The organism is uncultured Campylobacter sp. (assembly GCF_938015785.1).
GTDB lineage: Bacteria > Campylobacterota > Campylobacteria > Campylobacterales > Campylobacteraceae > Campylobacter_B.
In genome coordinates this window covers 1-24,822 of sequence record NZ_CALLWC010000071.1, presented here as the reverse complement: position 1 = coordinate 24,822, position 24,822 = coordinate 1, and the positions used below count along the sequence as shown (strand labels likewise).

Below are 24,822 nucleotides of genomic sequence, written 5' to 3'. Positions count from 1 at the left end.
CTCTGCTGCGTAGAGCAGCGCCAAGTCCGTGCTTTAAAATTTTATGCCGAGCCGCGTTAAAATTCCGCGCCTAAGCTGCATATATCCCTAGCTCGTGGCGCCGCAAGACGCTTCGTAAAAATTTATCTACCCGCAGTAGATATTTTGCACGCGAGCGAATTTTGCATGCAAGCGCCCGCACGTTTTGCTTTAAATTTAGCGCGGCGGGCTTTAAATTTTAAATTTACCGCCTCCGTGCTCTGTTTATATGCAAGTCCGTTGTGCCCGCTAAACTATATCTGCGGAGTAAATCTCGCGCCGAAATAAAATTTTATTTTGCTCGCAAAATGCGCAGCGCGTAAAATTTCATCACTTGTTTTTCTGAAAGTACGCGTCCACGCCGTTTGCGATGCCTTGGGCGATGCGATCTTGATAGGCGCTTTTGCCTAAATTTTTACCCTCCTGCGGGTGCGTGATGTAGCCCATCTCCACGAGCACCGCGGGCATCGTAGCGCCCACCAACACCCAAAATGGCGCCTCGCGCACGCCTCCGTCTCTGCTTGAAAAGCTCTTTTTGACCGAGCTTAGCATATAGCTTTGAATATCGATGGCAAGCTTGTTTGAAGAGATTATCTTCTCGCGGTTTAAAAAATTTAGGAAGGTCTGCTTCGAGAAGGTATTCATATCCTCCAAATCGCCCCTGTTTTCGAGCGCGGCGGCATTTTTACTGCGCTCGCTTCTAGCCGGGCTTAAGAAAAATGTCTCCACGCCGCTCATTTTAAGTGCTGAGCTAGCGTTAGGAGCGGCATTTGCGTGGATCGAAATAAACATATCAGCATTTCTTTTAGCGGCGAAAGCGGTGCGCGACCTTAAATTTATAAACACGTCGGTGCTGCGCGTATAAAGCACCTTATAGCCGCGCTTGGTAAGCAGCGCACCGAGCTTTTTGGATGTGGCTAGCACGACGTTTTTTTCCTTCAGCCCGTTTCCGACCGCGCCAGAATCGCTGCCGCCGTGACCCGGATCTATTACGATGAGCTTGCCCTTAGTGGATTTGTAAATTTTACCGGCGGCTACGGACGCGGTTTTGGCACCTTGCGAATCATCTATTGTGCTGATTTGCGGCTCGCTATCTTGCTCGCGTTCGCGCTTGCGCCCTGATTTTTGATCCTTGTTTTTTTCTGCGCGCGCAGATTTTGCGGCTTTTAAGCCTTCAGCCGTACTTAAAATCATCATATTGCCGCTAATTTCAACGTTTGCGTTGAATTCTTTCGGGTCGCTAAGTACAATGCGTACGGTCTTATCGTTGTATTGCGAGACGCGTACATCGCTAACCAAGCTATCTTTAAGCCGCGTTTTTTGTGACTTTTGCCGCGCGCTAAAATCAATCACGAAGCGGAAATGATCGTTGCTTGCAATGGTGAAATCCTTGTAATCGCTCTGGCTTAGATCGCGGTTAAACTCAAGCACGATCTCGTTTTTATCGCCGCGCAGAGAATTTAACGCAAGCTGGGCGTTTTTGTCCGCTTTTTTGACGCTGCTTTTTCTAAGCTCGCTGCTTTGATCTGCGGACTCCTCGTCATGCTCGTTTTGCGCGATTGCGTCCTCGCCGCCATCGTCCTCTTGGGCGTCTACAGCCTCATTCGCGCCGATCGGTCTAGTTGAGCGTAAAAATTCCAAATCTTCTTTAGATAGCGAGCTTAGATCGGCTTCTTCTGGCGCGCGCGTCTTTTTGAGATTTTTGGAAGTGGAATTTTTTGAATTCTTAGAGTTTTTTGAGGCGGAGGCTTTGGAGCTATGCGCTAAATTTGAAGTATTTTTCTCGTCCGAGCTTTTGGAATTTTTTGCGTTTTCATCTTTGAGCTTTTTAGAATGCGTGCTGCTATCGCTTGCTTTGCCCTGTAATTTGGCTAGCGCAGATTCATAAGGCGAGGAGTCAAGCCCTAAATTTTTCGAGCTATAAATCAACCTCTTTAGCGCTTTGATGCGGACCTCTTTATCGGACGTGCCTTGGTAGAGCGATTTTAGCTCTTTGTGCAGCGAGCGCTTGTAATTCGGCGTCGCTACGATGAAATCCTTGTCGAATTTCGCAAAAAACGCCTCGCTGGAAGCTCCAAACGCCAATACGCAGCTAAAAGCCGCGATTAGAAAAATTTTAACTATCTTCGCCATTTACAAGTTTTTCTATCAATTCCTTCACGGATATTATCTCGTTTAATCGCCATCCGTTCGCGCCGGTGAAAAACAGGCCGCTTTGCGTTTTGCCCAGATATGCGTCGCTTAGGCGGTCGGCGATGCAGTATCCTACGGCGTTAGCGCCTTTGCCGCGCTCGCATGGGCTTACGCAGTTGCTGATACAGCGGATTTTGGGCGCCGTGCCTGCGGCGATCATATCTTGCAGATTGGTATGAATGCCGCGCGCGGGATAGCCTACGGGCGATTTTAGAAGCCGGATGTCCTCTTTTTTGGCATTAAGAAGCACCTGCTTAAATTCCTCCGCGGCGTCGCATTCAAAGGTGCCGATGAAGCGCGTACCCATCTGTACGCCATCCGCACCCAAAGATTTCACGCGATCGATGTCAGTTTTATCCCAAATTCCGCCTGCGACAAATAGCGGGAAGCTGCCCCATTGCGAGATTTCCGCTTTTATTTGTGGGATTAGATTATCTAGCGCAAACGCGGGATCGCCGCACTGCTCGTAGGTAAAGCCCTGATGCCCGCCGCTAAGAGGGCCTTCGAGCACTACGGCATCCGGAATGCGGTTATAGCGCTGCTTCCAGCGTTTGGCGATGATCTTAAGAGCCTTGGCGGAGGAGACGATGGGTACGAGCGCGACGTTCGGGAAATCTGCCGTAAATTCCGGCAGATTGGTAGGAAGTCCCGCGCCGCTAATGATAACGTCGACGCCTGCCTCACACGTGTCGCGCACGATGCGCTCGTAGTCGTTCGCCGCGCACATTACATTCATCCCCAAAGGCGCATTGCCACAAATTTTACGGGCGTTTTGTACGATGGCAAAAAGCGCCTCTTTGCTATAAAAATTCTCGCTCGTATAGGGTCTGCCCTCGAGCGATTTTTTGGCAAATTTAAGATTTTCGTAGTAGCCGGTGCCGACCGAGCTAATGACGCCTAGACAGCCGTTTAGGCTGACATTGCCGGCTAGCTTGTCCCAGCTGATACCAAGTCCCATGCCGCCTTGAATTATCGGGTGTGCAATCTCGTGTTTGCCTATTTTTATACTCATTAATCCACCTTTAATTTAGCGAATTTTTTCTTTCCTACTTGAAGCGTGTATTCGCCCGAGCTAAGCTGAAGCTGCTCATCTAAAATTTTATTTTGATCGATACTGACGGCGTTTGATTTTATCAACCTACGCGCATCCGAGCTAGAGACTGCGAGCTTGCAGCTGATGAGCGCCTTTACGATCCATGCAGGCGAGCTTACGTGATATTCCTTGATCTCGCTAGGAAGCTCGCCAGCACCGTGGACGCGGTCAAATTCCTGCTTAGCTTCAAAGGCGGTATTTTCGTCATAAAATTGCGTGACGATCTCGGAGGCAAGCTCCTCCTTAACCGCCTTAGGATGGATCGAGCCATCCGCCACAAAGCCTTTTATTAGCTCAATATCTTCGCTGCTCTTTTGGCTTAGCAGATTATACCAATCCCACATTAACGCATCGCTGATACTCATCACCTTGCCGTACATATCGTGCGGCGTATCGGTTACGCCGATGTAGTTACCAAGGCTTTTGCTCATCTTATTTGTGCCGTCGGTGCCTACTAAAAGCGGCATCATCACGACGCTTTGTTCTTTGCCGACATCATAAATTCTTTGCAGCTGGCGACCCATTAAAAGATTAAATTTCTGATCGGTGCCGCCGAATTCTATATCGCATTTCATGCAAACGCTGTCGTATCCTTGCAGTAGCGGATACATAAACTCGCTGATGCTGATCGGCTGCTCTGCCTTGTAGCGCTTCTCGAAGTCGTCGCGCTCGAGCATCCGGGCAACATTGAAAGTGCTTGATAGCTCGATCATTCCGCTAGCACCCAGGCGGTTGGTCCATTCGGAATTAAACATTACCTTAGTTTTTGCGGGATTTAAAATTTTAAAGACCTGTTGCTCGTAGGTTTTGGCGTTTTGCAGCACAACTTCGCGCGCTAGCTTTTTGCGCGTCTCGCTCTTACCCGTAGGATCGCCGATTTGAGCAGTAAAATCGCCGATTAGAAACTGCACGATCGCGCCGTGGTTTTGTAAAAACGCAAGCTTATTTAGCACGACGGCGTGACCTAGGTGCAGATCCGCAGCAGTGGGGTCCATGCCGATTTTGACGTAAAAGACCTCGCCGCTGTCGTAATAGCGCCTAATCAGTGCCTCTATTTGCTCTTCGCCGATGATCTCCGCGACACCACGCTTGAAATTTTCCATAATGCCTTGAATGTCAGCCATTTGCTCTCCCTTATTTAGTTTTTATATACGTCCGTAAGCGATACGAAATCCACGATTTTAAAGCGGTTTTTGAGTTTGTCTTTAATCTCCGTGGAGTCTAAATTTTCGTTTAGCTCGATGATAATCTCAAAATAATCCGACGTCGTTTCACTATTTTCGTTGAGGCTTATCGATACTAGATCGACCTCGAGCTTGACTAAATAGTTCAAAAACGTCGCCAGCGAGCCGCGCTTGTTTTCTAAATTTAATATGATCTTATAGCGGTGCGGCGCATTGCGCGTCCATTTTACGAAGATCATCTCATCGGTTTTGATTAGCTCGCTTGCACGTTCGCACAGCTTATGATGCACCGTCACGCCATGTCCGTTGCGAAAGCCGATGATGTCGTCACCGCGCTTTGGGTTGCAGCAGTAATCAAACTCAACCTCGTCGATTTTAAAATTTGAATACACCACGATGTTGTCAAATTTTTGCTTCTCGATCTCATACTTGCTGCGAAATTTCATATTGAAAAATTTCTCTTTGAGCGGGTATTTTTTCAGCGCATTTACGACGTCTTTTAAAAATACCGAGTCATAGGCAGCTTTGCCGATCTTTTTGCTTAAATTTTCTTTTTCAAGCCAGCTTAGAATGCTCTCCTTGCTCGTCGTAAAGATCGCGCATAAAATTTTAATCGCTACTTCAAAATTTATATCTCTGATCTTTTGCTTGCAAAACGCCTTTATCGTTGCGCGTGCCTTGCCCGTTTTTACAGAGCTTAGCCAGCTGCAGCGGTAGTGTGGCTCGCTTCCGGTGATAATATGAACGATATCTCCGTTTTTAAGCTCCGTAAGAAGCGGCACCTTGACGCGGTTTATAAAGGCCTCGGTCGCTTTTAAGCCCACTTGAGAGTGTATCTCGTAGGCGTAATCAAGCGCCGTAGCGCCGCGCGGCAATGTAAAAATTCCGCCCTTGGGCGAATACACGGCGATATCTTCGACGTAGAGGCTGTCTTTGGCGTATTCGTAAAGATCCTCGGCGTTGGCGTCGTCCTCTTCCTGCATGCCGATGTCGTTTAGCCAATCAAGCTTCGGATTGATTGAGCCGCTATATTTATATTTCCAGTGAGCGGCGACGCCGAATTCCGCGGTGTTGTGCATATCGAAGGTACGGATCTGCACCTCTACGATCATACTTTCGTTAAAAACGGTCGTGTGGATCGTCTGATATCCGTTTTGCTTCGGAAGCGCAATATAATCCTTAAAGCGCGAGATCAGCGGATTAAATTTAGTATGGATGATGCCAAGAGCCAAGTAGCAATCCATCGGCTTTTGCACGATGATACGGATAGCCAAAAGATCGAGCACCTCCTCGATCGAAATTCCTTTGCGCTGCATTTTTAAAAATATCGAGTAGTAGTGTTTCATTCGCTTTTGGATCTCAAAGCTACCCTCGCTAAAGCCGTTTGAGAGCATATACTCCTTGATCTTTTCGCTAAATTTGCTCAAGCTCATCTGGAGCTGCTGCTTATGCTCCTCGACGTAATCGGCGATCGCCGAATACTCTTTAGGCATAACGTATTTGAAGCTAAGATCTTCAAGCACGTTTTTGATCGATGAAATTCCAAGCCTGTGCGCGATCGGCGCGTAAACCAAAAGCGTCTCCTCGCCGATACGTTTTTGTTTATCGGGGCGAAGTGCGTCTAGGGTTAGCATATTGTGCAGCCTATCGCAGAGCTTGACTACCAAAACGCGCTGATCGTTAATGGAGATCATCAGCATCCTGCGGAAGGTAAGCGCCGTGGTGCGAAGCTTGGCGTTACTATCGCCGGATGGAGCCAGCTTATCCTCCCTGATGTTTACGATTTTAGTAAGCCCTTCTACGATTTTGGCTACTTCGTCGCCGAATCTTTGTCTAACCTGCTCGATGCTGTAATCTGTATCCTCTACTACGTCGTGTAGTAGCGCAGATATTACCATCGCGTCGTCTCCGCCCATAAAAGATACGAAGCAAGCTACCAAAATCGGATGGATCGCATACGGCTCGCCGCTTTTGCGAAACTGCCCGTCGTGCTGCGCGATGCATAAATTTATAGCATCCACCAGTAACGGAGTGGGCTCTTTTAGATTATAAAGCAGCTGCTTGGCGCTTTGAATGTCTTTGGTATCGACGACATCGTCGATGAGACTTTCTAAGAAGTTATCATTAATCCTTGTCAACGATTCCATCTAATGTGATCTTACCTTCGGCTAGTTCCAAGATTGCTATATCGGCAAATTTCATCTTGCGAGTATCTACGTTATCTATTAACGGCGGTTCGCCTGCAGCTAGCTGCTCGGCGCGTTTGCTTATCATCAAAGATAGCTTATATCGGTCTCCGCCCGTTACTTTTAAAGCCTTGGCTACAATTTGTTCGGTTCTCATCAATTCTCCTTAAATTTAAAATTTCAGTTTTTTACGATCGAGCAGGAGCTTAGATCTCCGCCATCTACGATTTTGTATAAATTTCCGCTCTTAAACATATTGCATACGATGATCGGAAGCGCATTGTCTTTAGCAAGCGCGATAGCCGTATCGTCCATCACCCTGATGTTGTCGTGCAGGGCTTGATCGTAAGTGACTTTGGAAAGCAATTTGGCGTCTTTAAATTTTTGCGGATCCTTGTCGTATATCCCCATTACCTTGGTGGCTTTTATGATAGCGTCGGCTCCGATCTCGATCGCGCGGAGAGTGCCCGCAGTATCGGTAGTAAAGAAAGGATTTCCCGTGCCCGCGGCAAAGATCACGACGCGACCTTTTTCGAGGTGCCTTTTGGCGCGGCCGATGATGAAGGTCTCGCAGATCGCTTCCATCTTTATCGCGCTTTGCACGCGCACGTCCATGCCTGCGTATTCTAGCGCTTCTCTCATCGCGATTGCGTTGATGACGGTGGCTAGCATGCCCATATGATCGCCGCTGGTGCGTCTGATGATACCGCTAGCTGCGGCGCTTACGCCTCTTATGATATTGCCGCCGCCGATTACGATGCCTACTTCGATGCCACCCTCTACGAGTTGCTTGATCTCTTTAGCGATAAATTTTAAAATTTCGCTGTCGATCCCAAAGCCGTTCTCTCCCGCTAGCGCTTCACCCGAAAATTTTACGAGTATGCGATTGTATTTAGCCATAAATTTAGCTCCTAATAAAATTTTAAAATATTATCCAAAAGTCGTTTAAAAATAACTTTTTAGGCTATTTTAGATGATCTTTAAGGCGGTTTATCCAGATCTTTTTCGGAGCGATTATCTCGCTAGCGCTACCGTTTACAGCGTGATAGATCATCGTGCCGTGCAAGCTCGCGTAGTAGCGGATTATGAGGCGCTGCAAATAGGGCTCGTAGCTCGGCACGAACCAGCCGTTATTGCTGATCGCTACGACATATTTGGGCGAGCCCTCGTAAAGCTCCGCGCGCGTAGCCTCGTAGCAAACAGCGCTTCTTACGCTTCGCCCGCCAAGCTCGTAGTCGCTAAAACCGCTAGCCGTCGAAAAATCGGTCGCGCCGCCTAACAGCACGCGGTTTATGAAATTTCGCGCGAATTCAGGCAGCGGAACCATTTCGCCAAACGGCACCAAAATGTGCTTATCGAAGCGGCTCATTTCCCCGTTCGCAAAAAGATAGGCGCTGTTGTAAAATTTCCCGTTCTCATACGCTTCCGCACCCGCTACGATCGTAATTGCGCGCGATTTTTCCTTTAGAGCTTTAACTAGCACATTTTCTAAATTTAGCGGCATCGCAAAGGCGCTCTCGGGCAAAATTATCGCATCCTGCCCCGCTGCGATCGCATCATCGATGCGGGCTAAATTTGCCAACGCGGCGGATAAAATTTTATCCTTTGCCCAGATGTCATGCTGCGAAACATCGGTGTTTGCGAGTGAAATTTTAATCGGTAGCGGCTCGGCTTCTTTTTGGCTAAATTGCAGCGCGCAGATCAAAAATACCGCAAAGATCACGGCATTAAGTTTAGCCCGGGCGCCGCGCCCCCGTAGATACAAAATCGCGCAAAGCCCCGCTAAAATCAGAGCCAGCGCGCTAAGATCGGCTCTGAAAATTCCATGGCTTAGCAGCAGTTCAAAATTTAGCCAATCAAAGCCGAAAGGATGGATAAATTTCAGCGCTAAAAGGCATGCAGCGCGCAAAACCGGCGCGTCAAAGATCGCAAAGATGCGAAAAATAAAAGCGTAAACAAGGCAAATTCCAAGAATTTCAATCGGGATCAAAAACGCAAGATCGAAATAGATCAGACTGAAGCTGATCCAGTGCATCCACAGCGCGCCGATAAAAAATCCGCACCAAAACCACTCCGCCTTGCTCGCTTTTAGTAGATAAAAAAGTGCCGCTATCGCAATTAGAGGCGAGAAAAATTCCGCCGCCAAAGCAGCCAAGCCGTCAAATTTAGAGCTTAAAATTTCTACGAAAATAAAATTTGAAAGCGCAAGGGCAAGAACAAAGCCTTTATTTATGTAACTTAATGTAAAATAGCTACTTTTTAAATTTCTAATGAAGGAAACACATGGAACAAGGAAATTTCTTTGCATCAATCCTGCCTATCGTCGTAATCTTTGCGATTATGTATTTTTTGATTATCAGACCGCAGCAAAAGCAGGCCAAGGATCATAAAGCGATGGTCGATGCGCTCGGCAAAGGCGATAAGATCATAACTAGCGGTGGCATAAAATGCACGGTCGTGAAAACAAACAATGATTTTATCACAGTTAAGCTTAACGATGAGGTCATGGTTGAGCTGGATAAACAATTTGTGGCAAGAAAATTAGATGAGCAGTAAAATTTCATACCGCCTGCTGATCTTTTTGGCTGCGGTTATTTTTTCGGCGATTTTTGCCGCGCCTTCGATCTTTCAGACCGAAAAGGGAAGCAAGATAAACTTGGGTTTGGATCTGCAAGGCGGTCTGCATATGCTTTTGGAGGTTCAAAGCGACGAGGCGGTCGTTTCGAAGATCAAATCGATCGCCGCGAGTGTCAATTACGCCGCCAAGCGCGACGATCTACTAATGGACGGGCTAAAATTGGAAGGCGATTCGTTTGAGTTTGAAATTTTAGACGCGGACGAGGCTTCCAAATTTGATGCGATTTTGCATAGCGCCGCAAGCGGATTAGACATTCAAAAATCTGGCGAAAAATACCGCGTCACACTAACACCTGAGGAGGTCGAAGCGACTAAAAAATACGCGATCGAACAGGCCGTCGAGACTATCCGAAACCGCTTGGATCAATTCGGACTTGCGGAGCCTACGGTAGCAAAGCAGGGCGAGAGCTATATTTTGGTTGAGCTTCCGGGCGTCAAAAGTGCAGCAGATGAGCAACGCGCCAAAGATCTGATCGCCAAAGCGGCTCACTTGCAGCTTATGGCAGTGGACGATGTGCGCCAAGACCGCGCGCAGACTATCAGTGCAGCGGATGCCAGAGCTTACGGGGACGTGATTTATCCCGACGTTAAAAATCCGAATTACAAGTATCTCATAAACGAAATTCCTGTTCTTGATGGCGCGATGCTAGTTGATGCGAAGGTAGCTTTCGATCAGCACACCAACCAGCCGATCATAAATTTTACGCTAAACTCTCAAGGCGCTCAAATTTTTGGCGATTTTACCGGTAAAAACGTCGGTAAGCGCCTTGCGATCGTACTTGACGGCAAGGTTTACTCCGCGCCGCGCATTAACGAGCGTATCGGCGGCGGCAGCGGTCAGATCAGCGGCGGATTTAGCGTCGAGGAGGCGCACGACGTAGCGATTGCGCTTAGAAGCGGCGCGCTTTTGGCTCCTGTTAAAGTCTCAGAGACACGCAGTATCGGTCCTAGCCTAGGACAGGATAGCATCGATAAAAGTATGGCAGCGCTAAGCCTTGCAGCGGTTGCGATTTTGATCTTTATGATTTTCTACTACGGCGTGGCGGGGCTTTTTGCCGACATCGCGCTTGCGGTAAATATCTTGTTTTTGATCGCTTGTATGGCGCTATTCGGCGCTACTTTGACGCTTCCTGGAATGGCGGGAATCGTGCTAACTATCGGAATGGCTGTGGATGCGAATGTCATCATTAATGAGCGCGTTAGAGAGGTGCTAAGGACGGGAGTTTCAATCCGCCAAAGTATAAATAAAGGCTATGAAAACGCGATGAGCGCGATTGTGGATTCAAATATCACTACGTTAATTACTTCTGCTGCGCTTTATGCTTACGGCACGGGTCCGGTGAAGGGCTTTGCCGTCACGATGAGTATCGGTATCGTAGCGTCGATGATAACGGCTATTTTAGGCACTCACGGAATGTTTGAGTTAGTAATGGATAAGATGGAAAAAAGCAAAAACACCGCGCTTTGGCTCGGTTATAAAGTAAGAGGAGGCGCAAATGCAAGTGTTCGATAAGGGCAAAATTTATGACTTTATGAAATTTAGATATTTTACCTTTGCGCTTTCTGCTGTTTTGATAATAGGCTCTATTGCGCTATTTTTCATTAAGGGCATTAATTACGGCATCGATTTTAGCGGCGGTACGCTTATTCAGGTTAAATACGACGCTAAAGCACCACTTGATGAGATCAGAAAGCGCTTCGAAGCGGCAAATTTAGGCAATATCAACGTTACGGAATTCGGCAGCGATCAAGAGGTCACGATTAGATATTCAGGCGCTGCGAGTGAACTGGGTGATAATCCCGCTTTAGCGGCGCAAAAAATTTTGCAAGGCAGCGGAAATTTCGACATTCGCAAGGTCGATATTGTAGGTCCTAAAGTCGGCGAGGAGCTTCGCACAAACGGAATTTTAGCGGTATGTGTGTCGTTTGCGCTCATTTTGGTTTATATCACCCTGCGGTTTGAGTGGAGATTTGCGATTGCAGCCGTACTATCGGATCTGCACGACGTCGTAGTCGCCGTAGGCGCGATGATTTTAGCCGGCGTGGATTTCAACCTTGAAATTCTAGCTGCACTGCTAACTATAATGGGCTACTCACTTAACGATACCATCGTTGTTTTCGATAGAATTCGAGAAGGTGTAAAAGATAGTAAATCGATTAAGCTTGACGAGGTTATAAACGAATCAATCTCTCACACGCTATCGCGCACGCTGCTTACTTCGCTTACGACTCTCATCGTCATTGTGATTTTATTCGTTTGGGGCGGCGAGATGATCCACGGCTTTAGCTTCGTGATGTTAGTGGGCGTCATAGCAGGAACTTTCAGCTCCGTATTCGTAGCTGCTCCGATGCTGATTTTGTTTAAATTTAACGTTGAAAAGTACCGCGCGTTTTTAGCTGAAAAACAGCGCCGTATCAAAGAGAAAGAAAAGAATCGCGCCATGTATGAAAAAGGCACGGTGTAAGGATAAAAGATGAACTGGGGAAGGGTAATTTACATATTTTTTGCGCTGATGAGTATGACTACGATAGGTGGGTTTTTGTATGAGAAGAATGAAATTTTACTTTTCATAGCAACCAGCGTGAATGCAGTCTCGACGCTTTTGAAGGTAGGCGTGCGAAATATGCTAGCAGCCGAGCTTTTTGCAAGCTCGCTCGTAGCGGATCTGCATCTCATACCGGCGTTCGTTTTGATTGTAGTAGCGCCGGGAGATCTATCGATCGTGACCTCGCTTGCGATCGGCGCGCTACTTGCAAACTTTTTCTCGCTAATTTTAATAGCGATCGAGTCGGCAAAAACTAAAGACGAATTCTAGGAGCGCAAAATGCCTTACGATAGTAAAAGTATTGAGCTTAAATGGCAGAAAATTTGGGATGAAGAGGGAGTTTTCGAGCCTAAGGACGATTACAGCCTGCCTAAAAAATATATCCTTTCGATGTTTCCCTACCCAAGCGGCCGCATCCACATGGGGCACGTGCGAAACTACAGCATCGGCGACGCGCTGAGTCGCTATTATAGGCTGCGCGGATATAACGTGCTTCAGCCGATCGGCTTTGACAGCTTCGGTATGCCTGCGGAAAATGCGGCGATCAAACACGGCATTCACCCTAAAACTTGGACTTACGAAAATATTGATTATATGAAAAATGAGCTGCACCGCCTTGGCTTTAGCTTTTCGGCTCGTCGCATGCTCGCTACCTCCGATCCGCTTTATACGCGCTGGGAGCAGGAATTTTTCATCAAACTTTTTGAAAAAGGGCTTATCTATAGAAAAAGCGCCGTGGTAAATTGGTGCGAGCACGATCAGACGGTGCTTGCCAACGAGCAGGTCGAGGAGGGCAGGTGTTGGCGCTGCGGCAACGAGGTCGTGCAAAAGCAGATGCCGGGATATTATCTAAAAATCACCGCCTACGCGCAGGAGCTCTTGGATTGCTTAAAGGAGCTTGAGGGCAAGTGGCCCGCTCAGGTGCTTACGATGCAGGAAAACTGGATCGGACGCAGCGAGGGTTTGGAATTTGGCTTTAAATTTGACGAGCAAAGCAGCGCCAAACTTAGCGGCATCGAGGGCTTTAAGGTCTTTACGACGCGCCCCGATACGATCTATGGCATGAGCTACGCGGCGGTCGCGCCCGAGCACGAGGTCGTAAAGAGACTTTTGGATAATAATTTACTTGACGCCGAAGCTGCGGCGAAGGTGAGAGAAATTTTAAATCAAAGCCCGCGCGAGCGCCAAGCAAGCGATAAAGACGGCGTGAGCCTCGGAATCAGCGTGCTTCATCCGCTAAGCGGCAAAAAAATCCCCGTTTGGACCGCAAATTTCGTCCTAGCAGAATACGGCGGCGGTGCGGTTATGGCGGTACCTGCGCACGATGAGAGAGACTTCGAGTTTGCGAAGAGATTTAACCTGCCGATCATTCAAAGCATCGCTCCAAAAAGCGGCGATTACGACGCTAGCAAAGCTTACGTAGAGAGCGGAGTTTTGGTAAATTCCGAAGAATTTAGCGGCATGGATAGCGAGAAGGCAAAAAGCGCCGTTATCTCAAAATTTGAGGAGCTAGGGCTCGGACGCCGCGTGGTAAATTTTAAACTGCGCGATTGGGGAGTGAGCCGCCAGCGCTACTGGGGCGCGCCGATCCCGATGATCCACTGTCCAAAATGCGGGCTGATAAGCGAGGAAATTTCAAATCTGCCCGTAGAGCTTCCGCAGGATATTAAGATCACCGGCAAGGGCAATCCACTCGACGCGCATCCTAGCTGGAAGTTTTGCAAATGCCCTAAATGCGGCGGCAACGCGGTGCGCGAGACCGACACGCTCGATACATTTTTTGAAAGCTCGTGGTATTTCGCGCGCTACGCAAGCGACGAGCGGACGTGGCAGCAACGAGCGTTTGACGAGCAAAGCGTGAACTACTGGATGAATGTCGATCAGTATATCGGCGGCATCGAGCATGCGATTTTGCACCTTTTGTATGCGAGATTTTTCCAAAAGGCTCTTCGCGACATAGGCTATCTGCGCGATAGCGAGCCGTTTGAGCGGCTACTAACCCAGGGCATGGTGCTAAAAGACGGCGCGAAGATGAGTAAAAGCAAGGGAAATACCGTCGATCCCGACGACATCATCGAGACCTACGGCGCTGATACGGCGAGGCTTTTTATACTTTTTGCCGCGCCTCCGCAAAAGGAGCTTGAGTGGAACGACAGCGCGGTAGAGGGCGCGTATAAATTTTTAAATCGCCTATACGATCGTGCTGAAAACGCCTACGCTACGGATAAAATTCCGCAGATCGACCACGCGAGCCTAAATAAAGAGGAAAAATATGCCCGCCTCAAAGTTTACGAGGCGCTTAAGAAATCACAGCAGGTTTATGAGAGCAGTTTTGCTTTCAATACCCTAATCGCCGCGTGTATGGAGGCGCTAAATGCGCTAAATGCGCAGAGCAACAAAGACGTATTTACCGAGGGCTACTTTGTGATCTTAAGTCTGCTCGAGCCTATCGTACCGCACATCTGCGCCGAGCTTAGCGAGAGGCTGTTTGGGCGAGCGAATTTTTGTGAGCTGAGAGTTTGCGAAGAGGTATTCGAGAGCGATACGATCAAGCTCGCCGTCACGATTAACGGCAAAAAGCGCGCGGAGTTTGAAGCGGGCGCAAGCCTAAGCGAGGGCGAAATTTTAAGCCTTGCGAAACAAAACTGCGCCAAATGGCTAGAAGGCAAGAGCATCGTAAAAGAAATTTACGTCAAAAACAAGCTCGTAAATTTGGTAATAAAGTAGGCGAAGATGAGAAAAGTTTTAACCGTTTTTTGTTTGATTTTTTTAATCGGCTGCGGCTACAAGCCCGTTTCAAGGATTGCAAAAGAGACGATTAGCGGAAGCGTATTTGTGGATGTGATGATGAGCAAGACCGATCCGCAAAACACCGTCGCTATTAAAGATGCGATCAGACAGGGTATAGTTCAGCGCCTAGGGATGAGCCTTTCGGATAAAAACTCGGCGCAGACGATTGTAGTAGCAAGCATAAAAAGCCTAAGCTTTAGCGAGCTTTCATACGATCAGTTCGGCTACGTCACTAGCTACCGCGCAAATCTCATCGTAAATTTTAGCACCAAGCTTAAAAACGGCGAGGTTTTCAGCAAGGATTGCGTGGGCGATTACGATTTTAAAGTTAGCCGCCTAGTCAAAAATAGCTACGATACGAGCTCGATCATTAGCGATAAGGACCGCTACAAGGCGATCGAAAATGCCTCCGCGCAGGCGTTTGACGAGTTTATTTCGGCGCTTGCGATTAGGGGATTCAGACTTGAGCGGGCGCAGCATTAAAGAATTTTTGCAAAATCGCCCGATTTATTACAAAAAAATCGACTACGAGCGCTTCCCGCGGGCATATGCCGCCATTAAAGATAAAATTCCGCTCAGAAATGTCATTCAGATCATCGGCACCAACGGCAAGGGTAGCACCGGGCGGTTTTTGGCTAACGCGATCGCCGCAGCGGGCTTTAGCGTAGGGCACTACACCAGCCCGCACGTTTTTAGGCTCAACGAGCGCATCTATCTAGGCGGACGGATCGCGCAAAACCCCGTTTTTGCGTTAAATTCAGGCGCTTCAAATTTTAAAAACGAGCAAAATTCCGCTTTGGCGTCAAATTTTACGGAAAAACAAAATTCCGAAAAAATGCAAAATTTTGCGAGCGGAGAAAATTCCGCCTCTCAAATTTCTATTTCTAATTTGCAAAATTCCGCCACGCAGGATTTTATCGCCACTCAGAATTCGCACGGTGAGCAGAATTATGCTTTGCAAAACTCCGTTTATACCACGCAAAATTTTTGTAGCGAGCAGAATTCTATCGCGCAAAATTCCATAGATACGCAAAATTCTGCTTCTACACAAAATTTATGGAATTCTCAAGATCTAAAATCTCCGTCTGAGCAAAATTTAAAAATCTCGCCAGAGCAAAATTTTAAATCTCCGTTAGGATCAAATTTTAAATCCGCTCAAAGCTCGCTTCCCATTTCGCTAGGTCGCGATGCTACGGATGAGGAGCTTGATTTCGCGCATGAGTTTTTGCAAGAGAGCTTGCCCGCGGAGTTTAAAGATAGCCTCTCGTATTTCGAGTATCTCACGCTTGCGGCGGCAGTGCTTTTTAGGGATTGCGATTACTGCGTGATCGAGGCTGGGATGGGCGGCGAGTTTGACGCTACATCGAGCTTCGGGCGCACGCTGTCGCTTTTTACACCGATCGGCACCGATCATTTGGGCATGCTAGGACAAAATCTAGAGCAGATCGCCCACACTAAGCTCATTACGATGGATAAGGAAGCGATTTTAAGCGACGAGATGAGCGAGGTTCCGCTTCGTATCGCGCAGCAGATCGCAGAGCAAAAAGGAACTCATTTGAGGTTTGCAGCAGAGCTTTTAAGCGAGAGTGAGCAAGCGCAGATTGCATGGTTTTGCGCGTGCAATAATCTGCCTAAATTTCAAATTTCAAATTTAGCTCTAGCGCTTGCTGCGATGAAATTTTTAAATTTGAAATTTGAAATTTCGCAGCTGCCGCCTCTAAATTTACGCGGCAGGATGGAAGTTTTGGCGCCAAATTTACGCGTGGATGTCGGACACAACGAGCTTGCGGCACAGCAAGTTGCCCGCGAAATTACCGAAATCTACGGGGGCAGAAAGATCGTGCTGATTTACAACGCTTTTGCCGATAAGGACGTAGTCGCGGTGCTGCGAGCTTTAGCACCCGTGGTGAAGCGCGTGGAGATCTTTAGCTACGAGGTTGCGGATCGCGAAATGGCAGCAGAGGCGATAACCCGTGCGCTTGACGCGCTTAAAATTCCACATTCGCCGTTTCGCGGCGAGCTTAGAGCGGACGAGGAGTATTTGGTTTTCGGCTCGTTTCATTTGGTAGAAAATTTCATTTTATGGCTTGAGGCGCGCCGTGGCTAAAACTAAACTCACCCTAAGCGATCACTTCGGCACCAAGACGCTGTATTTTGGCGAAAATTTTAGATTTCAACTTAAAATTTTATCCGCGTTTTTTGTAATTTTTCTGCTTGTTTTGTTTTTTGCGATATTTAAACTCGCGAGCGACCGATCAAATTTAAAGGAGCTAAACAAAACCCTATATGCCGAAAATCTCGCGCTTAAAGAGCAAAATATCGCACTTGAGGGCAAAAACGAGGAGGTGCTTGCCAAGCTGGACGGACGCGAAGACGATGGAGGCGGGCTGGATAGTGATATCCAGGTAATGCTTGCGATGAATGAGATGAAAAAGGAGCGCAAAAAGGGCTCCGGCGCGCATATCGCAGCTAGCGAAAAAACGGCGAGCGCGATTCTTAGCGCTGTGCCTAATGGACTTCCGATGCAGTATCGCGGCGTAACTAGCCCTTTTGGGATGCGCACTCATCCAATCAGCGGCGTTATGAGGATGCACCACGGCATCGACTTGCGAGCAAGCGAGGGCACTCCGGTGTTTGCGACAGCAGAGGGCTTTGTGCAGTTTGCAGGCGGCAGTGGCAGCGGATATGGAATTTTAGTGATTCTATCGCACAATTATGGCTTTGAAACCCGCTACGGCCACCTTAGCTCCGCGATCGTAACGCCCGGTTCTTGGGTTAAAAAGGGCGATCTCATCGGCTATAGCGGTAACACCGGCTACAGCACCGGTCCGCACCTGCATTACGAAGTTAGGTTTTTGGCTCAAAGCGTTGATCCTGCAAATTTTATGAGCTGGAACGCGCAAAATTTCAAAAATATCTCGACCTTAGAGCCTAACGTATCGTGGCAGGAGATCGCAAACGTCGTGCAGCACCAGATCGAAAGGTTTAAATAATGCAAGCCGAGGTTTATGAATACTTTTTGCAAAACCAAAAAGAGCTTTTGATATGCGAGGATGAAAAGGAAGCCGCGGCGTGCGAGCAGGTGCTAAAATTTATGGGCTACGCGGCCTTTTGCCTGCCAGATTTTAGAGCGAGCTTTGGCGAGGATCTGCGTAGCTACATGGGTGAGCTAGCAGGTATCAGCACTGCTCTTAGCGCGTTTTACAAAGCAAGCGGCAAAAAAATTTTAATCTCGCCCGTCCGCACGATCCTAAACAAACTCCCCGCCGCAAGCCATCTGCGCCCGCTAAATTTAAAATTTGGCGAAGAGTTAAACTTAAGCGAGCTGAAAGATGAAATTTTGCGCCTGGGATACGACGTGCGCGACATCGTCGAAAGCATGGGCGAGGTTAGCTTTCGTGGCGAGATCATCGATATTTTTTCGGTAGGCAGCGAAAGCGCGGTTAGAATTCTGCTCGACGGCGAGACGGTCGAGAGTATCAGGCGATTTGATGTCGCGACGCAAAAAAGCGAAAAAGATGAGCTTTCGCAAGCAGAGATAGCGCCTTTTTTGGCAAATTTAAGCGAAGACGAGTTTGAGAGCGTGAGCGAAAAGATATCGCGCGCGGACAGCGACGCGTTAGCTCGCGATCTGGGCTCGCTCGGGTTTTGGTTTATTGACGGCTTCGTAGATTACGCGAGCGCGTTTGATTGCGTCTTGCTGCACGAGATCAAAAAGGATGAAATTTTTTCCGAGCGCAATTTGGATTTTTTAGACGCGATCGAGGTACTGCCAGCGGCGCGTAAATTTAAAGACCTCGCCGTGACGCCGTCGCAGGAATTTTTTGAATTCCACCGTAGCGAGACTATCACGCTGATCGCGCGAAACGACGCGCTGCTCGCGCCGTTTGATCTTGGCGGATTTAGCAATATCGAAATCTTACGCGAGGATTTCGTCGTAAATTTAATAAGCGCCGAGCGGATCATCCTTTCGCTAAACAAAGCGGCGCCTAAAAAGCGCGTGCGAAGATCGAGCCTAGCTCTGGATGAGCTGAACGTGGGCGATTTTGTCGTGCACGAGGATCACGGTATCGCTAAATTTAACGGGCTTGAGCTTATCGAGGTGATGGGGCGCAGCAAGGAGTTTGTATCCCTGCTCTACGAGGGCGGCGACAAACTGCTGCTGCCGGTAGAGTATCTAAATAAGATCGATCGCTACGTCGCAAGCGGCGGCGCGGTGAGCTTAGATCATCTGGGCAGGGCGAGCTTTTCAAAAATCAAAGAGCGCGTGCGCGAAAAGCTCTTTGCGATCGCTTCAAAGATCATCGCGCTGGCGGCCAAGCGCGAGCTGGTGCGGGGGCTCGTCATTAAAAACGAAAGCGCGGATTATGCGAAATTTCTAAGCGCAAGCGGCTTTAGCTACACGAGCGATCAGCAAAAGGCGGTGGGCGCGATTTTAGCGGATCTGCAAAGCGGCAAGGTGATGGACCGCCTGCTTAGCGGCGACGTGGGCTTTGGAAAGACCGAGGTTGCGATGAATGCGATCTTTGCCTGCATTCGCAGCGGCCATTCGGTGCTGTTTTTCGTACCCACTACGCTACTTAGCTCGCAGCATTACGCCACGCTTAGCGAGCGCTTTAGGGAATTTGAAATTCCTGTTTTCAAGCTCGATCGCTTCAGTAGCGCGAGGCAAAAGAACGAAATTTTAAAGCGCCTGCAAAGCGGCGAGGCGATCGTCGTGGTCGGCACGCATTCGCTTTTAAATTTAAACCCCGCAAATTTAGGGCTCATAATCATCGATGAGGAGCATAAATTCGGAGTTAAGCAAAAGGAGCGGCTCAAAGAGAAAAGCGCTGCCTCGCACCTGCTTAGTATGTCTGCTACGCCGATACCGCGCAGTCTAAATATGGCGCTAAGCTCGATTAAAAGCTACTCCACGCTGCTTAGTCCGCCGCAGGATCGCCTGGACGTGCGCACCTTCGTCAAGCAGTGGGACGAAAAGATCATAAAAGAGGCGATCTCGCGCGAGCTGCGACGCGGCGGGCAGATTTTTTACGTTCATAACCACATCGCGACGATGCAAAGCGCCAAAAAGAAGCTGCTTGAAATTTTGCCGAGCCTTAAAATTCTAATTTTGCACTCTAAGATCGACGCCAAAACGACGGAGGATGAAATTTTAAAATTTGTGGCGGGTGGATACGATCTGCTACTTTGCACCAGCATCGTAGAAAGCGGCATCCACATGCCGCGCGTAAATACGATCATCGTCGAAAACGCCGATAAATTCGGCATCGCCGATCTGCACCAGCTGCGCGGCCGCGTCGGACGCAGCAACAAACAGGGCTTTTGCTACTTTTTGATCGAGGATAAAACCGCTCTTACGCAGGACGCGCTAAAGAGGCTCGTAGCGCTTGAGAGCAACTCGTTTTTGGGCAGCGGCTCGGTGCTAGCGTATCACGATCTTGAAATTCGCGGCGGCGGAAACCTACTCGGAGAGGCGCAGAGCGGGCATATCGAGGCGATAGGCTACTCGCTTTATCTAAAGATGCTCGAAGAGGAGATCGGCAAGCTGCTAAGCAGAAAGAGCGCCGCTGCGAGCGTGGAGCTTAAAATTTCCGTAAACGCCTTTTTGAACTCGGAATTTATCAGAGAGGATCGCCTGCGCCTAGATCTTTACAGGCGGCTTAGCAAGTGCGCAGAGGCGGGCGAAGTGCTTGAAATTTTCGGCGAGATCGAGGATCGCTTCGGGCGCGCGGACGTCTATACCAAGCAATTTATCGACGTGATGATGATTAAGGTTTTGGCTACGAAGCTTGGCTTGCGCGTGATTTCGAGCATGGACGAAAATATCTTGATCACCCTTGCAAACGGCGATAAGGTGCGATTAAAGGCACAGACGCGCGACGATGACGACGTGATAAGCGAAATTCTGATCTATCTGCGAAGGGAGCTAAAAAATGCGAACTTGCGATGAGAATATCAAAAAAAGCGCGAGCAAAAGTAGAAGCGAAGAGTTAAATTTAGATGCGGCGAGCGGTTTAAATTTAGCGCCGCAAGCCGTCCTAAAAAGCGCCCAGAGCAGCGCCAGCGAGCAAATTTACTTTAGCGATTTTAGAGCGATTGATTGGCGCACGGTACAGGTCGCCGTCTTTCGCGCGAATAAAAAGGCGCTAAAGATCGTCCGAGACATCGATTTCACGGATATTGACGCGCTTGTGGGGCTAGAGAGTCAAAAATCGGCTCTTATAAAAAATACAGACGCCTTCCTGCGCGGCTGCAGCGCCAATCACGCGCTTTTGTGGGGCGAGAGCGGCTGCGGTAAATCAAGCCTTGCAAAGGCGATTTTTTCTAAATTTATCCCGCAAGGCCTTAAGATCATCGAGATCGGTAGGGACGATCTGAGTTGTCTCGTGGATATAATCGACGCGATCCGCGAAATAAATTTTAAATTTATCATCTTTTGCGACGATTTGAGCTTCGAGCTCGGCGAGAGCGGTTACAAGCACCTAAAACCGCTACTCGAAGGCTCACTAGAGCGCGCGCCGCGCAACGTGCTGATGTATGCGACGTCCAACCGCCGCCACATCGTAGGCGAATGCGCAAGCGATAACGACGCCGCGCAGATAAGCCGCGGCGAGCTGCACCTAAGCGACGCGGCGAACGAGCGAATCAGCCTTAGCGAGCGCTTTGGGCTACAGCTAAGCTTTTACGGCGGGAGCATGCGGGAGTATTTGGGGATCGTAGATGCCTATTTTGCGGCTGCGCAAGGCATGAGCGCGGCGGAATTTCGCTTGAACTTTGCTGCAAATTTAGACGCGCTGCACGCAAAGGCGAGGGAGTTTGCGATGCTTCGCGCAAGCCGCAGCGGCCGCGCGGCAAAGCAGTTTTTCTTGAGCTTTGGCGAGGAATTTTTTGCAAATTTAAAAAGCGACGGCAGATGAATACGGCGCACGAATTTCAAAATGTCGTAAGCGAGCTTAGTTGCGGCGTAAAGCGGCTTCTGGAGCGAAACAGGGCAGCGGCTGCACTAAAATTTAAAGTTGCCGTTACGTGCGCGACGATCGTTAAATTTAAGCCTAGCGATACGTCGAAATTCCTTCTCATCGCAGGTGTCTTGCAAGAACAAACCCCGTTTGCGTCTGTTTTTGCAACGCATAAATTTCAAATTTTTATGCGTTGCACGGCACTCTTTAAGCGAAATTTAAAAATTATTTCGGCGTATGCATCGCTTGTCGCAAGATGCGGCGAGGTATGGATTATAGAGCCGAAATTTGATGCCCCCAGCGTCCTTGGAGACGGCAGATGAGCGCGACCGAGCTTTTTATCGCGCTTTTTCGCGCCGTGGAAATTAAGGATTTTCGCTGGTGGCCAGGGTTTGGAAGCTTTGAGGTGGTCGTGGGGGCGATTTTGATCCAAAATACGGCGTGGCGCAATGCTGACGTGGCACTGCAAAACCTGCGTAGCAAGGGGCTTTTGGGCTTAGATGGGATCGCCGGGCTAGATGAAGCGGAGCTTGCGGAGATCATTAAAGTGAGTGGATTTTATAATCAAAAGGCTAAGCGCCTAAGCTTGCTTTGCAAAGCGATAATCGCGGATTTTGGGGATTTTGAGAGCTTTAAAGCGGGCGTTAGCCGCGAGTGGCTGCTAGCGCGCAAGGGGATCGGCGCGGAGAGCTGCGATGCGATCTTGTGCTATGCGTGCGAGCGCGCGGTGATGGTTGCGGACAGCTACTCGGCGCGGCTACTTGGGGCTTTAGGTTATGAGTTTGAAAGCTACGACGAGCTTAGCGCGTGGCTAGGCGAGCTGGAATTTGAGCGGATCTATGAGCTTGTAAATTCCGCTAACTCTTTTGATGGCGCTGCGGCGGCAAAAGCAGAGAAGCTGGAGAACGAAAACGGCGCGTATGCATTATTTCATGGGCTCATCGTGGAATTTTGCAAAGCACATTTGAAAGGTAAAATTTTCGACGAGAGTGCGAAAATAATTTTAAATGATTTGAGGTAGATATGTTTAATACTAAAATTTTAGAAAATTTAATGGTTGCTTTTTGCTTTTGTATAACGCTTGCGTTACATTTACTGATATTTAACCATTACTTCTCACTCCAAGAAGGATGGTGGGAAACCTATGCTTATTTAGTAAATAGGGGAGAGGTGATAAATAAAGATTTTTATCTAGCATGGACTCCGTTATTTGTCTATATAAATGCCTTTTATCAAAAAATATTCGGGATAAATTTCTTTGCTTTTGCCTGCATCGGTATAGTAGCTGCAATGATACAGGTAATCTTGCTTTATGCTGTTTTGAGGGAGTTTTTTTCAAAACCGGCTAGTGCTATCGCAGCTCTTTTTGCGACATTTTTAAATATAAATAGCGGTACTTATATTGCCAAAGATTATCATACGTATGTATATATTACCGAATTTTTAACATTACTATTTTTGATAAAATATATAAAAAATTATAATTCCAACATAGGCAGATTTTATCATATAATTGGAATTTTATTTTGTGTTTTATTGTTTTTTGTTAAACAAAATGTGGGCCTGGTCCTTTTTGCCGGTTTGTTTGTTGCATATGCATTTATCGCTATAAACTTTAAAGATTATATAAAAAGAATTTGTTTTTTACTCATTATTTCGGCTATATTTTTTACTATCATGAATTTTATCATTCCTTTTAATTTATCTTCTATAACAGAAAATGATTCCAAGGGCAGTTTTTTCGCTATGGCCACGAGATTTGCTACATATCCTTTAAACCAAACTATATTAAAAAATTCGCTTATTGTATCAATGGTTGCACTTATCTTGTATATTATTAGATTAAAAATAGCAGAAATTTATACTAACCTATATAGAAAAATGATAGTCAAAACTACAAGAGAATTTCGTATATTAATGCTTATTATATTACATATAATTATAATATACTGTATGTTTGTCAGGATGAGTGGAATTGGAATAGAAATAAAGAATTTTATATCTCTTTCAATAGGTATTATTTTATTCTTACTGTATATATGCTTCAATAGAAATAATATAGTTGGTAATTCATCAAAGATATATGCCTTTATGATTGTAGCCATGGCCGCCATATCTTATTCGGGTACTTTAGCTGATGCTTTTACGGCGAGTGGTAATATGATATGTATAGCTTTTGCCAGCGCATTTATTATAAATATAAGTAGATTAAGACAAATAAAATACATTACTATATATATACATTTAATAATAATATTTTTTATGTTTTTAGCAACTATAAGAATGCCGTATTATTGGAATTTCAATACTCAGGTAGATATCTTTAGCGCCAATTCTAAAAGTTCATACGCTCAGTTAGATGGTATTTATATGGATGAACGAATATCAGATATTTTTGATTATTTTGATAAGTATGTATCTACTAAATCTAAAAACCAAAAAGATTTCTATTTTTTTAACTTTCCTATAATGTACTTATTGAATAATAAAATTCCACCGTATTATTTAGTAACTCATTGGCTAGATGTGTCATCATCCAAGGCTATATCTAGAGAATATGATGAATTTGTCAAATCTCCTGCACAAAATGTTGTTATGTATCAATATCAGACGTTTTTCTTTACTGTGCATCGAAATTTTCAAGTTAAAAGCTCTTTTAAACAGCTTGATTTCCATGAAACCATGAATCAATGGGTGCAGGAAGGGAAATATAAATTTATAAAGTCATTTGTAGTTCCATATGATAATGTGCCGGTCGAGGAAGAAAAAAACCATCTTCTTAAAAATATGTTGATTATTTTGCAAAATGAAAAATTTTTCGGTATGGATAGGTCACAATTTACGGAGTGGTTAAAGGAAAACGGTATAACATTAGTTACTATTAGACGTGATAAAAAAATAGCTACTGACCAAAATGGTACAAAGCAAGAAGACGACCGTTTGCAAAATGGTGATGTATTACAAATGGATGGTAGTATCGTTGATCTGTGCAGGGTATTTCCAACTCTAGGAGTAGCTCCGACTGAAGCAACCTTTTTCAACACAATTAACGTATATGAAAAGCAAGGAGATCGTAGTGAATAGCTCCGTTAGAGATAAATTTGTATTAATACTGTGCTTGAGCATAATATTAATACTACATCTCTTTATCTTTAACTATTACTTCTCACTCCAAGAAGGATGGTGGGAAACCTATGCTTATTTAGTAAATAG

20 protein-coding genes are annotated in these 24,822 nt (G+C 46.9%); 13 read left to right on the top strand and 7 right to left on the bottom strand.

Features of this window, described 5'->3' with window-relative positions:
- Positions 1-348: 348 nt before the first annotated feature.
- The 7 genes from Q0393_RS10310 to Q0393_RS10280 all read right to left on the bottom strand — a co-directional run bounded on the left by Q0393_RS10310 (position 349) and on the right by Q0393_RS10280 (position 8,982).
- Positions 349-2,151, bottom strand: coding sequence for an N-acetylmuramoyl-L-alanine amidase (locus Q0393_RS10310; RefSeq protein ID WP_298979986.1), 1,803 nt, complete (start codon positions 2,149-2,151; stop codon positions 349-351).
- Entirely contained in the window at positions 2,135-3,223 is a 1,089-nt protein-coding gene (locus Q0393_RS10305; protein WP_298979985.1) for a nitronate monooxygenase, read from the bottom strand. The genes Q0393_RS10310 and Q0393_RS10305 overlap by 17 nt, the downstream gene beginning before the upstream one ends.
- Entirely contained in the window at positions 3,223-4,428 is a 1,206-nt protein-coding gene (gene tyrS, locus Q0393_RS10300) for a tyrosine--tRNA ligase (protein ID WP_177389336.1), read from the bottom strand. Before tyrS ends, Q0393_RS10305 begins: the two co-directional genes overlap by 1 nt.
- Positions 4,429-4,442: 14 nt before the next feature.
- Entirely contained in the window at positions 4,443-6,635 is a 2,193-nt protein-coding gene (locus Q0393_RS10295) for a RelA/SpoT family protein (protein ID WP_297961523.1), read from the bottom strand.
- On the bottom strand, positions 6,613-6,831 hold the full coding sequence (locus tag Q0393_RS10290) for a DNA-directed RNA polymerase subunit omega (protein ID WP_298979984.1): 219 nt from the start codon (positions 6,829-6,831) through the stop codon (positions 6,613-6,615). Before Q0393_RS10290 ends, Q0393_RS10295 begins: the two co-directional genes overlap by 23 nt.
- Positions 6,832-6,854: 23 nt before the next feature.
- Positions 6,855-7,574, bottom strand: a complete 720-nt coding sequence (pyrH, locus tag Q0393_RS10285; RefSeq protein ID WP_298979982.1) for a UMP kinase — start codon at positions 7,572-7,574, stop codon at positions 6,855-6,857.
- A 64-nt stretch (positions 7,575-7,638) separates the two neighbouring features.
- Complete coding sequence (locus Q0393_RS10280; RefSeq protein ID WP_298979980.1) at positions 7,639-8,982, bottom strand: apolipoprotein N-acyltransferase; 1,344 nt, start codon at positions 8,980-8,982, stop codon at positions 7,639-7,641.
- Here Q0393_RS10280 and yajC point away from each other — a divergent pair.
- Genes yajC through Q0393_RS10215 form a run of 13 tightly spaced genes read left to right on the top strand, consistent with a single transcriptional unit; the run spans position 8,958 to position 24,693 of the window.
- Complete coding sequence (gene yajC / locus Q0393_RS10275; protein WP_005872282.1) at positions 8,958-9,230, top strand: preprotein translocase subunit YajC; 273 nt, start codon at positions 8,958-8,960, stop codon at positions 9,228-9,230. The two genes, Q0393_RS10280 and yajC, sit on opposite strands and share 25 nt — an antisense overlap.
- Positions 9,220-10,824, top strand: a complete 1,605-nt coding sequence (secD, locus tag Q0393_RS10270; protein ID WP_298979978.1) for a protein translocase subunit SecD — start codon at positions 9,220-9,222, stop codon at positions 10,822-10,824. Before yajC ends, secD begins: the two co-directional genes overlap by 11 nt.
- Positions 10,808-11,776 (top strand): protein translocase subunit SecF, encoded by a 969-nt coding sequence (gene secF / locus Q0393_RS10265; RefSeq protein WP_298979976.1) that lies wholly within the window; start codon positions 10,808-10,810, stop codon positions 11,774-11,776. The genes secD and secF overlap by 17 nt, the downstream gene beginning before the upstream one ends.
- A gap of 9 nt (positions 11,777-11,785) precedes the next feature.
- The gene (locus Q0393_RS10260; RefSeq protein ID WP_005872279.1) at positions 11,786-12,127 is read left to right on the top strand and encodes a DUF6394 family protein; all 342 of its coding nucleotides are present in this window, start codon (positions 11,786-11,788) and stop codon (positions 12,125-12,127) included.
- A gap of 9 nt (positions 12,128-12,136) precedes the next feature.
- The gene (leuS, locus tag Q0393_RS10255) at positions 12,137-14,584 is read left to right on the top strand and encodes a leucine--tRNA ligase (RefSeq protein WP_298979974.1); all 2,448 of its coding nucleotides are present in this window, start codon (positions 12,137-12,139) and stop codon (positions 14,582-14,584) included.
- A gap of 6 nt (positions 14,585-14,590) precedes the next feature.
- The gene (gene lptE, locus Q0393_RS10250) at positions 14,591-15,130 is read left to right on the top strand and encodes an LPS assembly lipoprotein LptE (RefSeq protein WP_298979972.1); all 540 of its coding nucleotides are present in this window, start codon (positions 14,591-14,593) and stop codon (positions 15,128-15,130) included.
- 7 nt (positions 15,131-15,137) lie between these two features.
- Positions 15,138-16,754, top strand: coding sequence for a bifunctional folylpolyglutamate synthase/dihydrofolate synthase (locus Q0393_RS10245; protein ID WP_298979970.1), 1,617 nt, complete (start codon positions 15,138-15,140; stop codon positions 16,752-16,754).
- The gene (locus Q0393_RS10240; protein WP_298783637.1) at positions 16,747-17,640 is read left to right on the top strand and encodes a M23 family metallopeptidase; all 894 of its coding nucleotides are present in this window, start codon (positions 16,747-16,749) and stop codon (positions 17,638-17,640) included. Before Q0393_RS10245 ends, Q0393_RS10240 begins: the two co-directional genes overlap by 8 nt.
- A complete protein-coding gene (locus Q0393_RS10235; protein ID WP_298979968.1) occupies positions 17,640-20,600 on the top strand; it encodes a DEAD/DEAH box helicase in 2,961 nt (986 codons plus the stop codon). The genes Q0393_RS10240 and Q0393_RS10235 overlap by 1 nt, the downstream gene beginning before the upstream one ends.
- The gene (locus Q0393_RS10230; protein ID WP_298979966.1) at positions 20,584-21,567 is read left to right on the top strand and encodes an ATP-binding protein; all 984 of its coding nucleotides are present in this window, start codon (positions 20,584-20,586) and stop codon (positions 21,565-21,567) included. The genes Q0393_RS10235 and Q0393_RS10230 overlap by 17 nt, the downstream gene beginning before the upstream one ends.
- Positions 21,564-21,932, top strand: coding sequence for a hypothetical protein (locus Q0393_RS10225; RefSeq protein WP_298979964.1), 369 nt, complete (start codon positions 21,564-21,566; stop codon positions 21,930-21,932). Before Q0393_RS10230 ends, Q0393_RS10225 begins: the two co-directional genes overlap by 4 nt.
- The gene (locus Q0393_RS10220) at positions 21,929-22,630 is read left to right on the top strand and encodes a 3-methyladenine DNA glycosylase (protein WP_298979961.1); all 702 of its coding nucleotides are present in this window, start codon (positions 21,929-21,931) and stop codon (positions 22,628-22,630) included. The genes Q0393_RS10225 and Q0393_RS10220 overlap by 4 nt, the downstream gene beginning before the upstream one ends.
- A gap of 2 nt (positions 22,631-22,632) precedes the next feature.
- Positions 22,633-24,693: a glycosyltransferase family 39 protein gene (locus Q0393_RS10215; RefSeq protein ID WP_298979959.1), complete on the top strand. Its 2,061-nt coding sequence runs from the start codon at positions 22,633-22,635 to the stop codon at positions 24,691-24,693.
- The last annotated feature ends 129 nt before the right edge of the window (positions 24,694-24,822 follow it).

Bases quoted from the DNA above. Each gene is read 5' to 3' on its own strand.
- Q0393_RS10310 (WP_298979986.1), bottom strand. From the start codon at position 2,151: ATGGCGAAGATAGTTAAAATTTTTCTAATCGCGGCTTTTAGCTGCGTA.
- Q0393_RS10305 (WP_298979985.1), bottom strand. From the start codon at position 3,223: ATGAGTATAAAAATAGGCAAACACGAGATTGCACACCCGATAATTCAA.
- tyrS (WP_177389336.1), bottom strand. From the start codon at position 4,428: ATGGCTGACATTCAAGGCATTATGGAAAATTTCAAGCGTGGTGTCGCG.
- Q0393_RS10295 (WP_297961523.1), bottom strand. From the start codon at position 6,635: ATGGAATCGTTGACAAGGATTAATGATAACTTCTTAGAAAGTCTCATC.
- Q0393_RS10290 (WP_298979984.1), bottom strand. From the start codon at position 6,831: ATGAGAACCGAACAAATTGTAGCCAAGGCTTTAAAAGTAACGGGCGGA.
- pyrH (WP_298979982.1), bottom strand. From the start codon at position 7,574: ATGGCTAAATACAATCGCATACTCGTAAAATTTTCGGGTGAAGCGCTA.
- yajC (WP_005872282.1), top strand. From the start codon at position 8,958: ATGGAACAAGGAAATTTCTTTGCATCAATCCTGCCTATCGTCGTAATC.
- Q0393_RS10280 (WP_298979980.1), bottom strand. From the start codon at position 8,982: ATGCAAAGAAATTTCCTTGTTCCATGTGTTTCCTTCATTAGAAATTTA.
- secD (WP_298979978.1), top strand. From the start codon at position 9,220: ATGAGCAGTAAAATTTCATACCGCCTGCTGATCTTTTTGGCTGCGGTT.
- secF (WP_298979976.1), top strand. From the start codon at position 10,808: ATGCAAGTGTTCGATAAGGGCAAAATTTATGACTTTATGAAATTTAGA.
- Q0393_RS10260 (WP_005872279.1), top strand. From the start codon at position 11,786: ATGAACTGGGGAAGGGTAATTTACATATTTTTTGCGCTGATGAGTATG.
- leuS (WP_298979974.1), top strand. From the start codon at position 12,137: ATGCCTTACGATAGTAAAAGTATTGAGCTTAAATGGCAGAAAATTTGG.
- lptE (WP_298979972.1), top strand. From the start codon at position 14,591: ATGAGAAAAGTTTTAACCGTTTTTTGTTTGATTTTTTTAATCGGCTGC.
- Q0393_RS10235 (WP_298979968.1), top strand. From the start codon at position 17,640: ATGCAAGCCGAGGTTTATGAATACTTTTTGCAAAACCAAAAAGAGCTT.
- Q0393_RS10230 (WP_298979966.1), top strand. From the start codon at position 20,584: ATGCGAACTTGCGATGAGAATATCAAAAAAAGCGCGAGCAAAAGTAGA.
- Q0393_RS10225 (WP_298979964.1), top strand. From the start codon at position 21,564: ATGAATACGGCGCACGAATTTCAAAATGTCGTAAGCGAGCTTAGTTGC.
- Q0393_RS10220 (WP_298979961.1), top strand. From the start codon at position 21,929: ATGAGCGCGACCGAGCTTTTTATCGCGCTTTTTCGCGCCGTGGAAATT.
- Q0393_RS10215 (WP_298979959.1), top strand. From the start codon at position 22,633: ATGTTTAATACTAAAATTTTAGAAAATTTAATGGTTGCTTTTTGCTTT.